Source organism: Candidatus Blochmannia vicinus, from assembly GCA_030020825.1.
Classification (GTDB): Bacteria; Pseudomonadota; Gammaproteobacteria; order Enterobacterales; family Enterobacteriaceae; genus Blochmanniella; species Blochmanniella vicinus_A.
The window spans coordinates 401,114-415,089 of record CP125213.1; the positions used below are offsets into that span (position 1 = coordinate 401,114).

Sequence of the window (13,976 nt, forward strand, 5' to 3'; positions counted from 1 at the left end):
TTTTATATATTCCAACTAATTTTTTTATTATTATTATTTCTAAAATAGTTGATTGACTAATTTATTATGTAAGATAATTAACAATAACAAAACCCACTATATTTTATATTAAAAAAATTATATAGCATATGAAATAATTTTATTTTCTAATTAATCAGTATCACATAAAACATATGTATAATTTATATATCTCCTATATTAGGAAATAAATCATTTAATTAAAAATGGCACAAATGGAAAAATATTTAGTAGGTGGCGCTGTACGAGATACATTGTTAAAACTACCAATTAAAGAAAAAGATTGGGTAGTAGTAGGATCTAACCCTCAGGAAATGTTAAACAATGGTTATGAGCAAGTTGGAAAAAATTTTCCAGTATTCTTGCATCCAGAAAATCATGAAGAGTATGCATTGGCACGTACTGAACGAAAATCCGGTCAAGGCTATACTGGTTTTACTTGTCATACGGATCCGTCAGTCACTATCGAAGAAGATCTATATCGAAGAGATTTAACCATTAATGCTATGGCCTATGATACACATGGCAATCTTGTGGATCCATATCATGGACAACGAGATATACAATTAAGATTGTTGCGACATGTTTCTCATACATTTAATGAAGACCCTCTACGAGTATTAAGAGTTGCTCGATTTGCTGCTCGGTTCGCGCATATGAATTTTACTATAGCTCCAGAAACACTAATATTAATGAAACAAATGATTCATGAATTATTATTTCTATCCCCAGAACGTATATGGATTGAAACAAAGAAAGCTTTAATTACAAATAGCCCACAAATATATTTTATGGTTTTGCATCATTGTGGAGCATTAAAAATCTTGTTTCCTGAATTTGATACATTATTTAATATACCTGTTTCAATACAACGGAGTACACCAATAAACACTGGGAATCTTACCATGATGATGCTTACTAAAGCAGCTTGTTTAACAGATGATATCAATGTGCGCTTTTCTATTTTATGTTGTGACTTAGGAAAATCCACTCTTCTTAAGAATAAAAAAAAATGCATCAAATATCATGATTACAGAAAATTAGGAATTCCTTTAATTAACAATTTATGTAACAGATTAAAAATACCACACGAAATTCGTAATTTTGCAAAAATTGTTTCCGAATATCATGACTATTTATATAATATTGAAACATTAACACCCAAAATGTTAATGACATTGTTTAGTGTTTTTGATTGTTGGCGACGTCCTAAGAGACTAGAACAAATCATTTTAGTTAGTCAATCTAATAAGTTAGGATATATAAATTATAACAATTATTTATATAATCAAAAAAAAATCTTACATACAGCTTTTGCTATTACTAAAAAAATTTCCATTGCAGATATTATCGAAGACGGATTTACTGGAATCAATATAAGCAAAGAATTACATTCTAGACAACTGCATGCTTTAAACATCTGGAAAAATAAAAATAAATAAATAATATTTAAATAGAAAAATTTTAAAAACTATAAACAATAAAATCAATTGAAGTACATACTCCAAACTAAAAAGCGATTATTAAATATGCATAATATCTGATTTTAAGCAGTACCCCAAAATTATCTAAAAAATTTTCCATATAGATTTAAAATTGTTATATGTTTAACAAAGGTCTTTCTGTGTAATGTTCAAAATAAAATATACTAATCCGTTCCTAATTTCCATGTAAGCCATTAATAACTATTTGAAAAACATCAACTTTAATTATGTTATTAATCCCCAATAAATGCCTCCAGCTAACAAAAACCGATATATAGCAAAAGGAATTAAAGAAATATTTTGAACTATTTTTAAAAAACATCTTACAGTAAGTAAAGCTACAATAAGTGCCACTATGCTACTGCCAATTAATAAAAAAGCATCCATTCCGCTAATAGAAGATCCACAATGGTATAAAGTTAATACTACAGAACCAAATATAATAGGCACTGCTAAAAAAAATGAAAATTCTGATGATATACGTCTATTTAATCCAACCAATAATCCTCCTCCGATAGTAGCCCCAGCACGAGAAAATCCTGGCCAAAACGCTAAACATTGGAAACATCCAATTAAAAAAGATTGCGCATAAGTTATATTATTAATATCTGATATACGTGGTCCTTTAAGTAAATAAAATTCTCCAATTAATAAAAATATTCCACCAATTATTAATCCATACATAATATATATTAATCCGAAAATCAGTCTAATTTCTTCATAAAAAATCAATCCCAATATTACCCCAGGAAATGTCCCTAATAATATATGTCGAATACATAAATGATTATTATCATAATGTTGTTTAACAAACATTTTTTTTATACACATTACACCCATACTATATAATCTATTCCAAAACATTATTATTATAGATAAAATTGCACCCAGCTGAATCATCACAGTAAAAGTTTTTGCTGAATCATCCATATAATGAAAAATACTCTCCACTAACATCATATGGCCTGTTGAAGAAATAGGAAGAAATTCTGTTAATCCCTCCACTATCCCCAGCATTAATGAAATAATTAATCTACGTACGTCTAGCATTAATAATCCAGAATAAACAACATAATTATAACGTTTAATCTAAAATAAATGATTGAAATATAAACTACTACATTGTTTGTAGGACATAGAATACAATTTTCTCTATTTAAAAAAATTATTTAATTTAAAATATGCACACATATTTTCTTAATAAGAAATTAATCTTATTTTAAACATTCAAGAAATATTCACTTTTCGTTCGATACATATACCAACATTAGAAGCGTCACGAATTGCTCCAGGTTTACTCACTTTTACACGAATCCAATAAATGCAAAACTTTTTTACTAATGTGTTTACTGTTAAATTAGCAATATCTTCTATTAAATAGAAATGTCTTTTACTTACCAAATCAAGTATTGTTTGACTTACATGAGTATAATCTACATAAGATATTATACTTGTTTCACTTAAAAAAACTTCAGTATTATATGATAATTGCACATCAAAAATTAACTTTTGTAAATATTTTTTTTCCCAATCATATATACCTATATATGCCATTACTGTTAGTCGTTCTATAAATAGAATGTTCATTTACATGTTATGATATTTAATTTACATAAACAAATCATTTGTTAAAATGATATTAACGATATAAAAATACACTATATATTAAACCCATATAATAATTGCCTATTGTACATCAATAAGAAGAACTTATGACTCTTATTTCTATTTTAATAATGATATTAGCTTATTTTTTAGGATCAATATCTAGCGCTATTTTAATATGTAAAATATTAAATATTCCAGACCCAAGATTTTCTGGTTCTAAAAATCCCGGTGCTACTAATATTTTTCGTATTGCAGGTTATAAAATTGCAATTTTTGTAATATTATTCGACGTATTAAAAGGAGCCATTCCAATATGGTTAGGCTATTATCTGGAAATTTCATCTAATTCTTTAGGAATTATAGCTATTTTTTCCTGCTTAGGACACATGTACCCCATATTTTTCAAATTTTATGGAGGAAAAGGCGTAGCTACCGCATTTGGAGCACTAACCACAATGAACATTAACCTTTCCATTATCATGATAAGCACCTGGTTATTAACTGTATTATCTTTTGGATATTCCTCATTAGGTGCTATTGTTTCTGCATTAATCGTACCTTGCTACACTTGGTATTTTCAACCACAATATTTACTTCCAACAATAATAATATCTTCTTTAGTTTTAATCAAGCATATTGTCAATATTAAACGACTATGGAATCATCAAGAAAAACGTATTTGGCGTAATTAATATAAAATATTACTAATAATAATTATGGTAATTATTTTATTCTTGGAAGGGATTCTAAAGACCAGCGTGGTCTCACTAAAATTGATAAATCACTAAATAATCCAGCCTTAAGTCTAATAAATCCAGTATAAGCAACCATTGCTCCATTATCTGTACAAAATTCCGAACTAGGATAAAATAATTTTCCTTTTAAGACATACATCATTTTTGAAAAATACGATCTCAACGCATGATTAGCACTAACACCTCCAGATACTACTAAACATTTTAATCCAGTTTGATCTAATGCACGACGACATTTTATTGCTAACGTTTCAATAATCGCATCTTCAAATGCACGCGCAATATCAGCATAAGTTTGACCGTCATGAGTGCTTGACATAATAGTATTTACCGCAAAAGTTTTTAATCCAGAAAAACTAAGATTTAAGCCTGGTCGATCAATCATGGGACGAGGAAATATATAACGATTCGAAATACCCTGTCTAGCCATTTGTGATAACAAAGCGCCACCAGGATATTTTAATCCTAATAATATAGCAATTTTATCAAACACTTCCCCGACAGCATCATCAATAGATTCTCCTAATATTTTATATTCTCCTATCTTATTTGCAAATACAAGTTGAGTATGTCCTCCAGATACCAATAATGCTACAAACGGAAATTTAGGAGCCTTTTTTTCTAACATTGGCGCTAATAAATGAGCTTCCATGTGATGAATATCGATAGCAGGTATTTTACAAGCATAAGCAAGTGTTCTGGCAATAGTCGCTCCAACCAACAAAGCGCCTATCAAACCAGGGCCAGCAGTGTACGCTATTCCATTGATATCTTCAAGTTTTAAATAAACTTGCTTTAATGTAGACAAAATTAAAGGAACTATTTTCCGTACATGATCACGAGCAGCTAATTCAGGTACAACTCCTCCATAGTCAGCATGTAACGCATCTTGACTGTATACTTTATTAACTAATAATCCTTGATGTTGATCATAAATTGCTACGCTGGTTTCATCACATGAAGTTTCAATACCTAAAACTCGCATATACATTTCCATATTTAATGAATAATTATAAAATACTTCACATTAGTTTTATATTTCATGTCATAATATTTAATATTATAGTACAAACTATTAAAAATATAGTTATTTTAATCATATTACAATTATAATCTTCAATAGGAAGATTAAAAAATAAACAATAATAGAGAAAATATATGCCAATAATCAAAGTGCGTGAAAATGAATCATTCGACGTAGCGCTACGCCGTTTTAAAAGATCTTGTGAAAAATCAGGAATTTTATCTGAGGTGCGTCGTAGAGAATTTTATGAAAAACCAACTACAGAACGTAAACGAGCAAAAGCATCAGCAATTAAGCGTCATACAAAAAAATTAGCCCGAGAAAATTTACGACGTGTTCGATTATATTAAATAATTTTTACTCATGTAGTTTTTAATGTGCAAAAAAAAATAAAAAAATATTATTTTATGATTAGTAAAATTAAGTCACCTACACTTATAGACACAAAATGTAATCATAATTTATAATGATGTTAGTGTTATTTATTATTTAATAGCACAAACTAAGGAGATATAATTACCCGTATTCCAAACACAGTAATCCATGAATTGATATCGCGCACTAATATTGTTGATTTAATTAGTCGACGCATATCTTTAAAAAAACAAGGAAAAAACTTTCTAGCTCGTTGTCCATTTCATGTCGAAAAACACCCATCATTCACTGTTAATATCGAGAAACAATTCTATTATTGTTTTAGTTGTGGATCACATGGGAACGTAATAGATTTTTTGATGAATTATGACCAACTTACATTTATTGAATCTATCAAAGAACTATCAGTTATAAATGGGATATCATTAGAGCTAAACGTAGACGTTTTAAAAAAAAATAATTGTCAGAAAACTAACCTATATCAGTTAATGAATAAATTAAGCAAGTACTATCAAAGTATATTGATTCAAAAAAAATATTTATATGCTTACAAATATTTGCAAAATCGTGGATTAAACGCCAAAACTATTACCGACTTCAACATCGGATTCGCTCCACCCGGATGGAATAACATAATAAAAAAATTTAGTTTTACATCATATGATCAAGCACTACTTGACCAATCAGGTATGCTAATTAGTAATAACAAAAAATATAAATATGATCGATTTCGTAATCGTCTTATGTTTCCTATACGAGATATAACAGGAAGAATCGTGGCATTTGGAGGGCGTGTTATTACACATAAAAAAATGCCTAAATATCTAAATTCACCAGATACCGAAATTTTTAAAAAAAATCAACATTTGTATGGTCTATACGAAGCACGCACACAACAAAAAACCCCCTCTTACCTTCTTTTGGTAGAAGGTTATATAGATGTCATTACATTGACCCAATTTGGAATCAATTATGCAGTAGCTTCTTTAGGAACTACGACTGCCAATCATATTCGATTATTATATAATACCACCAATCAAGTTATTTGTTGTTACGATGGTGATCATGCTGGTAAAAAAGCCGCTTGGCGTACATTAAACATCGCTTTACCATATCTTACTGATGATCGACAAATAAATTTTATATTTTTACCTCATGGAGAAGACCCAGATACATTAGTACGTAAAATAGGAAAAAATAACTTTTTAAAAAAATTAACACAAACACAAGATTTATCAAATTTCCTATTTAAAACACTATCACAAAAAATAAATTTACAAACATTAGCAGGTCGAGTTAAATTAAGCAACCTAATATTACCTATGCTTAATAAAATTCCTGGGAAAACACTAAAATTATGTTTACTACAACAATTAGGCAATAAAATAGGAATTTTAGACGAAAATAAACTAAATCAATTACTTATAAAAAAACCTATTTTATCTATTAATAAAACAAAAAAATATTGTATAAATTACAGCATAGAACACATATTAATAGGATTGTTAATACAAAATCCACAACTTGCTAAATTAGTACCAAGCATACAAGAATTAAAACAATTTAAAAAGGACGATATAATAATATTTACTGATTTGGTTCAAATATGCAAAACATATCCAACACCAACTCCTGCACAATTGTTAGAATATTACCGTGAGAATAAATTTTTTTCAAAACTTGAAACACTAGCATATTGGAACCACTTGATTACAAATGATATGATAGAAACCACTTTTATTGATGCATTAACTAAACTATACAATTTGACTCTTGAACAACGTCAAGAAATGCTTATTGCTCGTGATCGAGTATCTGGATTAACAACACAAGAACGTCAAGAATTATGGTTATTAACTCAAACATTATCAAAACGTTAATATAAAATTATCAACTTTTTAGGTTCAATATTACCAATGAAAATAATCATAAAAATACCTCCTGAATAAATTATTATTAATAGTTTTATTTACATATCATCGATAGATAGGCGTATACCATCTATTAAACTTTTAAATATTACTGCAAACGTGGGAGTCTTTTTATGGAACATAACCCACAATCACAATTTAAGTTACTTGTTACACTTGGGAAAGAACAAGGATATTTAACTTTTTCTGAAGTCAACGATCATTTACCAGAAGATATTGTGGATCCAGGTCAAATCGAAAATATAATCCAAATGATGAATGATATGGGTATTCAAGTCATGGAAGAAGCTCCTAATTCCGATGAGTTTTTATTAATTGAGCGCACTAGTTCTACTAATGACGAAGAAGACGCAACAGAAGCAGCTGTGCAGGCATTAGCTAATGTTAACTCAGAGTTGTTAGGTAGAACAACTGATCCAGTACGGATGTATATGCGAGAAATGGGTACTGTAGAATTATTAACACGAGAAGGCGAAATAGATATCGCTAAAAGAATCGAAGACGGGATAAATCAAGTGCAATGCTCGGTTGCTGAATACCCAGAAGCAATTACTTATCTTTTAGATCAATATAAACGCGTAGAAACCGGAGAAACACGTCTTTCAGATTTAATTACAGGTTTCGTGGATCCTAATGCAGATGAAAATATATCAGCACACACAAATATAACTCAGAATATAACTTCTGAAATTAATTCTGAAACAATATCTGACGACGATGAAGAAGAAAATAATGATGAAAATAATATTGATCCAGACATAGCTCGTAAAAAATTTATAGCGCTACGTGATCAATATGAGATAACGCGAAAATCAATAAAATATAATGGAAGAAATCATGCTCAATCATCAAAAGAAATTTTGAAGCTTTCTGAAGTATTTAAACAATTTAGATTAGTTCCAAAACAATTTGATAATTTAGTTAATAATATGCGCTCTATGATGGAACGAGTACGTATACAAGAACGCTTGATTATGAAATTATGTGTTGAAATTAGTAAAATGCCTAAGAAAAATTTCATAGAGTTATTTTCAGGAAATGAAACTAATAAAGCTTGGTTTAATGCGGCTTTATCTATGCACAACACGTCATGGTCAGAAACATTACATAAAGTTGATGAAGATGTACAACATAGTTTATCAAAACTACACCAAATTGAAAAAGAAACAGGACTAACAATAGAACAAGTAAAAGATATTAATCGTCGTATGTCAATTGGAGAAGCTAAAGCTCGACGAGCTAAAAAAGAAATGGTTGAAGCTAATCTTCGCTTAGTCATATCTATTGCCAAAAAATATACAAATAGAGGATTACAATTTTTAGATTTAATACAAGAAGGTAATATTGGTTTGATGAAAGCTGTAGATAAATTTGAGTATCGTCGTGGCTATAAATTTTCTACTTACGCTACTTGGTGGATCCGCCAAGCAATTACTAGATCAATAGCAGATCAAGCACGTACTATTAGAATTCCAGTTCATATGATAGAAACCATTAATAAACTTAACAGAGTTTCTAGGCAAATGCTACAAGAAATAGGACATGAACCAACACCAGAAGAATTAGCAGAACGCATGCTTATGTCAGAAGATAAAATTAGAAAAGTATTAAAAATCGCAAAAGAACCTATTTCCATGGAAACTCCTATAGGAGATGATGAAGATTCTCATCTTGGTGATTTCATTGAAGATACAAATCTTGATTTACCTTTAGATTCAGCAACTTCAGATAATTTACGTGCTGCTACCCATGATGTGCTTGCTGGATTAACTCCACGAGAAGCTAAAGTATTACGTATGCGGTTTGGTATTGATATGAATACTGATCACACTTTAGAAGAAGTAGGAAAACAATTTGATGTAACTCGGGAACGTATCCGCCAGATAGAAGCAAAAGCTTTAAGAAAATTACGTCATCCTAGTCGCTCTGAAATATTACGCAGCTTTTTAGATGATTAAACAAATATAAAAATTATAATTACCAATTTGATATAATTATGACATTATATATTAATTTACAATATGCGCATATTTAGTATATAAAAATCAAACATAATAATTTTTTTTGCAAAATTACACAAAGTATGCTATACACTACAACATTGATAATATCAATAAATAAAAAATTATATGATATATTACAATAAAATTTAATAAAAGTTAAATAACTTCATCATAATGATTTATTTAATATAAAAATTAGATTTTTTCAGATTTTAAGTAATTTAGTTTAAATTGTGCTTATGCTGCTGCTATGCTAAGAGCAACTAAACTTACAATCAAGGCCCCTTAGCTCAGATTGGTTAGAGCAGGCGACTCATAATCGCTTGGTCGCTGGTTCAAATCCAGCAGGGGTCACAACACATTTTTTACTAAAAATATAAACAATAATTTTTTAATTCTGTTACCTCATAAACTTAAAGTGTTTTTACGAAGTGCTTTTTCATATAAATAATACGCTAATAACATTTAGCCATCATTAAGAGTAACTTTTACTACATTATCTATCACAATACATAAAAAAATTCGGATCGTTCCAAAAAAAAACCCAAAACAATAAGTATAAATACCCATACAAATGAACTAATCCAATTAAATAATTGGAAACGAAAAGAGCTCAGTCCAGATACTCCTGCAATAGTTGGCAACACTGTTCGCACGAATACTATGAAACGACCAATAAAAAGAGCAGATAATCCATGTTTATGGATCATACGATTTGCTCTTTGATAGGATTTATTAGGTATAAAAGACAACCAGCGTTTTATAGTTTTATTGTTTTCTAAAAACTTACCTTGCAAATAACTCATCCAACTGCCCAAACCTGCAGCTACTGTTAAAATTCCTAAAGTTGCAGTAAAATTCAACATACCTTTCGCAATCAATATTCCTAATACAATTAATAAACTATCTCCAGGCAAAAAAAATGCTGGAAGAATAGCATTCTCTAAAAAAAGAATAATAAATACTAACGAATAAATAGCTAATGCTATTCTTAAGTTGGGAAATAATGTAAAATTATTTTGCCATATTATATTTAGTAATTCTTTTAAAATATCCATTACTCACTTAATTTCATATGTACAAAAATATATAATTAATTTAAAATAAATATATATTTTCATATATCTCTATTTTAGAGACATCATTTTTCAATGCAAAACAAAAAATACACTTTTCTTCTAAACCTCTACATAATAATAATATTACTAACGAGTAATTAGAAACTAACATTTATTAATTCAATTACTATAGTTAAAAATTCTGAAACTTTTTATAAAATGTTAAATTCTTTGCTTTAAATTTTTACATGAAATATCTATTTATATTAAATAGCAAAATGGTATATTTCAAATAAATACTGATTAAATTTTAATTCATATATTTATCTATTTTATTTATCGATAACATTAAAAATTAATTTAGCGATATAAAAACAAAAGATTTATTCTAATAAATAACAATATGTAATTTAAATATTACAATACCAAATAAAATTTTCACTATCTATTATAAATAATATAATTTTTATATAATTAATGAATTTAAAAAAATATTACCAAATAAAAACTAAACACTTAATAATATTATATGATTTCTTATTTTATTCTTACTCCTCTCTTTTACTATATTTGTCTTTAACAAAGAGCTAGCCGTTAAGCCGGGTTCTGTCTTGAACAATCATTCATCTACGCTAACATTCTCATGATAGCTTAAGCAGCTTACCCAAGTTCAGTACGGACCATACTATAGAACTTCTATTCAGCCTTGCTCCGAGTGGAGTTTACATGATACGAACTGTTACCAGCCCATATGGTGTGCTCTTACCACGCCTTTTCACCCTTACCTATATTATTTATTACTATCTGTGTTATAAAAAATAATTATTGGCGGTTTTCTTTCTGCTGCACTTGTCGTAGATTCACATCCCCCAGGAATTACCTGGCACCCTGCCCTATGGAGCCCGGACTTTCCTCCCCTTCACTTGTAATTATATTAACTTTATCTTCATTACCACAAATACAAAGAAGCAGCGATTGTTTGGCTAACTCCCTAGAATATTATAACCATTATTTTAAATGATGTCATCAATCAATTAATATTTTGATCTTCAATTTTATTTAATTGCTTACTCAAATATTTTTTATAAAGCACGTTTTTTTTTACTCCATATATATATTCTACCAAAATTGCAGCTTTTTTTACAGGTAATTCTGATGCCAATAAATTCATCACATGAAATATTTTTGGAGATAATCCATGATTTTTTAGACAATTTCCTGCTACTACTAAAACCATTTCTCCTCGAATTCGAGAATTATCTTTTTGTATCCAAGATAATAATTGTCCTACAGGAGCTCCATAAATAGATTCCCATATTTTAGTTAATTCCCGAGCTAATACGACATAACGTTCTAATCCAAAAATACTAACCATATCCTTTAAAGTATCTATTATACGATATTTTACATCATAAAAAATTAATGTGCGAGGTTCTTCTAATAAAGCTTGTAAACGACCTATGCGTAAATTATGTTTATGCGGTAGAAATCCTTCAAAACAAAATCGATCCGTTGGCAATCCAGATCCACATAACGCAGTAATAGCAGCACATGGCCCAGGAAGCGGAATAACTTTAATTTTTAGTTTCTGACAACATTGTACTAAACGATATCCTGGATCGTTAATTAATGGAGTACCTGCATCAGAAACTACAGCAACACTTAATCCTGCTTGTAATTTTGAAATTAGTGTTGGTATTTTTTTGTATTCATTATATCGATGTAATACACACAAAGATGTACGAATAGAAAAAAAATTTAATAATATGCGAGTACGACGCGTATCCTCTACAGCAATACAATCTACTTGACGCAAAACTGATAACGCCCGGTATGTAATGTCTTCTAAATTTCCAATAGGAGTTGGAACTATGTACAAAGCAGATGCACAATTGGTTATTGATGACGATATTTTCTTCATATATTCATATCTATTTTAATAAGTATCGTTTTAATGAAATTACTACAAATATAATACATTTTTACTATTAATACTCAATACACTAAATTAATATCTTATATATTAAGACCGCTGATATATAAATAATTAAATAATATATAAATTAACTAATATATTATTCTTTAAAATTTTAAATGAATCTTAAGTATGTATTTAACAAAAATATTTTTTGATCAATACTTCAACATTAAATAATTAAAACTCACTGGTTGGAATATAATGCATTTAAAAACTATTTTCTATCAAAATGGTTACTTTAAAATTAGGTATAAACACAATGAAATTATTAAAAATATTTAACAAAATACAATAATTTTATGTAAATTTTTTAAAAATATACTATACTACATTTGTGGTAAATGAATATTTTTAATTATAATATAATTATTATAGATAGGTTTATACAATTAAAGTAGTTCATTTCAAGTAATTTATTTATATATAATATAATAAACGAACTAAACATTAATATCCAATTTTTAATATCTTAATTTGTAAATACATATAAATGAATATTAAATATCATATAGTTCAATTATTATTAATTTTATTTTCTATATTAATATTGCAAGCTTGTTGTTCAAGCATGTTAGCTGTTGGAACTGCCGCATTTATTACTACAGCATGGCATGATCCTCGTACTATAGGCACTCAACTAGATGATAATATTTTAGAAACTCATATTGCTTATTCTTTCAACAAAAATCAACATATTAAAAAATTCACACGTATAAAAAACACTGTATACCAAGGTAATGTATTATTAACTGGACAGGCTCCTTCTATTTCTTTTGTTGAAGAGGCCATAAAAATAGTAACTAAAATTAATGGAACAAAAAATATTTATAATGCAATTCGCCAAGGTACACCGATATGTTTACAATCTATTTTCATAGATACTTGGATTAGTAATCAAATACGTTTAAGTCTTTTTCTTAAAAAAGATATACATGCTTCTAGCATTAAAATAATTACAGAAAATAAAGAAGTATTTCTTTTAGGTCAAGTTACTCATTTAGAAGGTAAATATGCTGAGAAAATAGCAAATACAACAAATGGAGTAAAAAATGTAACTACCGCTTTTTCTTATATATAGGAACATTCGGTAGTTACAGGTAAAAAATATAAGTTTTTTATTTAATAAATTTATTATACTTTATAGATGTTATTTATAATCTAATTTGTTTACTCACTTTTATTATTACTATAACGGTAGCAGTATAATTAACTGATTAATAAAAATTTTTATATTATATTAGGTATAATTATTAAAAAATTAATTAATCTGTTTATCAAAACAATATATTTATAAATCAACATTACCTTAATATATATATGAGTGTTATAAAACAACAATATCCTTAGCACTAAATTTTCAATTTTTAATTTTGTATACTAATATACGCAAAAAAAATAAACTATTTTATTTAAATTTATAAGCAATATTTAATATAATTTATGAATCTTAAATAAAATTTAGGTATAGTACATTATCATCTTATCTGTAAATTCATTCACTTATAGAATCTATGAAAATAATAAAAATTAAACAACACAAATTATTTATACATAAGTCATAATGTATATACTTATATCTTACTAAGATAAGAAGAAATAATAAAGATACATATAAAAAATGGACACTTATATAAAATATACTTATCTTATATATCTAATTGCCTTAATGATAATCAACAATCCTATGTGTAAACTCTATCTTTATAAAGATTCTATTTTTTTTTTATTTATATTAAAAATAT

Annotated in this window: 10 protein-coding genes, 1 tRNA gene, 1 other RNA gene and 1 pseudogene; 7 read left to right on the forward strand and 6 right to left on the reverse strand. The window is 27.8% G+C overall.

Annotated features, from left to right (window positions below; translation table 11 throughout):
- Window positions 1-233 precede the first annotated feature (233 nt).
- On the forward strand, window positions 234-1,460 hold the full coding sequence (locus tag QMA81_01730; protein ID WHL25024.1) for a tRNA CCA-pyrophosphorylase: 1,227 nt from the start codon (window positions 234-236) through the stop codon (window positions 1,458-1,460).
- 267 nt (window positions 1,461-1,727) lie between these two features.
- Here the strand turns inward: QMA81_01730 and uppP are convergent, their stop codons facing one another.
- The gene (gene uppP, locus QMA81_01735) at window positions 1,728-2,552 is read right to left on the reverse strand and encodes an undecaprenyl-diphosphatase UppP (protein ID WHL25025.1); all 825 of its coding nucleotides are present in this window, start codon (window positions 2,550-2,552) and stop codon (window positions 1,728-1,730) included.
- Between the two features lie 177 nt (window positions 2,553-2,729).
- On the reverse strand, window positions 2,730-3,089 hold the full coding sequence (gene folB, locus QMA81_01740) for a dihydroneopterin aldolase (protein WHL25026.1): 360 nt from the start codon (window positions 3,087-3,089) through the stop codon (window positions 2,730-2,732).
- A 125-nt stretch (window positions 3,090-3,214) separates the two neighbouring features.
- On the opposite strand from folB, the gene plsY reads away from it, so the two are divergent.
- A complete protein-coding gene (plsY, locus tag QMA81_01745; protein ID WHL25027.1) occupies window positions 3,215-3,802 on the forward strand; it encodes a glycerol-3-phosphate 1-O-acyltransferase PlsY in 588 nt (195 codons plus the stop codon).
- Window positions 3,803-3,833: 31 nt separating this feature from the next.
- Here the strand turns inward: plsY and tsaD are convergent, their stop codons facing one another.
- A complete protein-coding gene (tsaD, locus tag QMA81_01750) occupies window positions 3,834-4,850 on the reverse strand; it encodes a tRNA (adenosine(37)-N6)-threonylcarbamoyltransferase complex transferase subunit TsaD (protein WHL25028.1) in 1,017 nt (338 codons plus the stop codon).
- Between the two features lie 173 nt (window positions 4,851-5,023).
- Here tsaD and rpsU point away from each other — a divergent pair, with 173 nt between their 5' ends.
- From rpsU to QMA81_01770, 4 genes and pseudogenes are all read left to right on the forward strand, one after another.
- On the forward strand, window positions 5,024-5,239 hold the full coding sequence (rpsU, locus tag QMA81_01755; GenBank protein ID WHL25029.1) for a 30S ribosomal protein S21: 216 nt from the start codon (window positions 5,024-5,026) through the stop codon (window positions 5,237-5,239).
- A 162-nt stretch (window positions 5,240-5,401) separates the two neighbouring features.
- A pseudogene (gene dnaG / locus QMA81_01760) lies at window positions 5,402-7,144 on the forward strand (DNA primase).
- Window positions 7,145-7,308: 164 nt separating this feature from the next.
- Window positions 7,309-9,153: an RNA polymerase sigma factor RpoD gene (rpoD, locus tag QMA81_01765; protein ID WHL25030.1), complete on the forward strand. Its 1,845-nt coding sequence runs from the start codon at window positions 7,309-7,311 to the stop codon at window positions 9,151-9,153.
- A 324-nt stretch (window positions 9,154-9,477) separates the two neighbouring features.
- Window positions 9,478-9,552: transfer RNA gene (locus QMA81_01770), tRNA-Ile, on the forward strand.
- Between the two features lie 149 nt (window positions 9,553-9,701).
- Here QMA81_01770 and QMA81_01775 read toward each other — a convergent pair.
- From QMA81_01775 to rsmI, 3 genes are all read right to left on the reverse strand, one after another.
- A complete protein-coding gene (locus QMA81_01775; protein WHL25031.1) occupies window positions 9,702-10,256 on the reverse strand; it encodes a DedA family protein in 555 nt (184 codons plus the stop codon).
- Between the two features lie 579 nt (window positions 10,257-10,835).
- Window positions 10,836-11,247, reverse strand: an RNA gene (rnpB, locus tag QMA81_01780) — RNase P RNA component class A.
- 39 nt (window positions 11,248-11,286) lie between these two features.
- Window positions 11,287-12,177: a 16S rRNA (cytidine(1402)-2'-O)-methyltransferase gene (rsmI, locus tag QMA81_01785; protein WHL25032.1), complete on the reverse strand. Its 891-nt coding sequence runs from the start codon at window positions 12,175-12,177 to the stop codon at window positions 11,287-11,289.
- 547 nt (window positions 12,178-12,724) lie between these two features.
- Here rsmI and dolP point away from each other — a divergent pair.
- Entirely contained in the window at window positions 12,725-13,312 is a 588-nt protein-coding gene (dolP, locus tag QMA81_01790; GenBank protein ID WHL25033.1) for a division/outer membrane stress-associated lipid-binding lipoprotein, read from the forward strand.
- Window positions 13,313-13,976 lie beyond the last annotated feature (664 nt).

What these genes read in the sequence shown, in the direction of transcription:
- QMA81_01775 (WHL25031.1), bottom strand. Translation starts at nt 10,256, where the DNA reads ATGGATATTTTAAAAGAATTACTAAATATAATATGGCAAAATAATTTT.
- folB (WHL25026.1), bottom strand. Translation starts at nt 3,089, where the DNA reads ATGAACATTCTATTTATAGAACGACTAACAGTAATGGCATATATAGGT.
- rsmI (WHL25032.1), bottom strand. Translation starts at nt 12,177, where the DNA reads ATGAAGAAAATATCGTCATCAATAACCAATTGTGCATCTGCTTTGTAC.
- plsY (WHL25027.1), top strand. Translation starts at nt 3,215, where the DNA reads ATGACTCTTATTTCTATTTTAATAATGATATTAGCTTATTTTTTAGGA.
- rpsU (WHL25029.1), top strand. Translation starts at nt 5,024, where the DNA reads ATGCCAATAATCAAAGTGCGTGAAAATGAATCATTCGACGTAGCGCTA.
- rpoD (WHL25030.1), top strand. Translation starts at nt 7,309, where the DNA reads ATGGAACATAACCCACAATCACAATTTAAGTTACTTGTTACACTTGGG.
- tsaD (WHL25028.1), bottom strand. Translation starts at nt 4,850, where the DNA reads ATGCGAGTTTTAGGTATTGAAACTTCATGTGATGAAACCAGCGTAGCA.
- dolP (WHL25033.1), top strand. Translation starts at nt 12,725, where the DNA reads ATGAATATTAAATATCATATAGTTCAATTATTATTAATTTTATTTTCT.
- QMA81_01730 (WHL25024.1), top strand. Translation starts at nt 234, where the DNA reads ATGGAAAAATATTTAGTAGGTGGCGCTGTACGAGATACATTGTTAAAA.
- uppP (WHL25025.1), bottom strand. Translation starts at nt 2,552, where the DNA reads ATGCTAGACGTACGTAGATTAATTATTTCATTAATGCTGGGGATAGTG.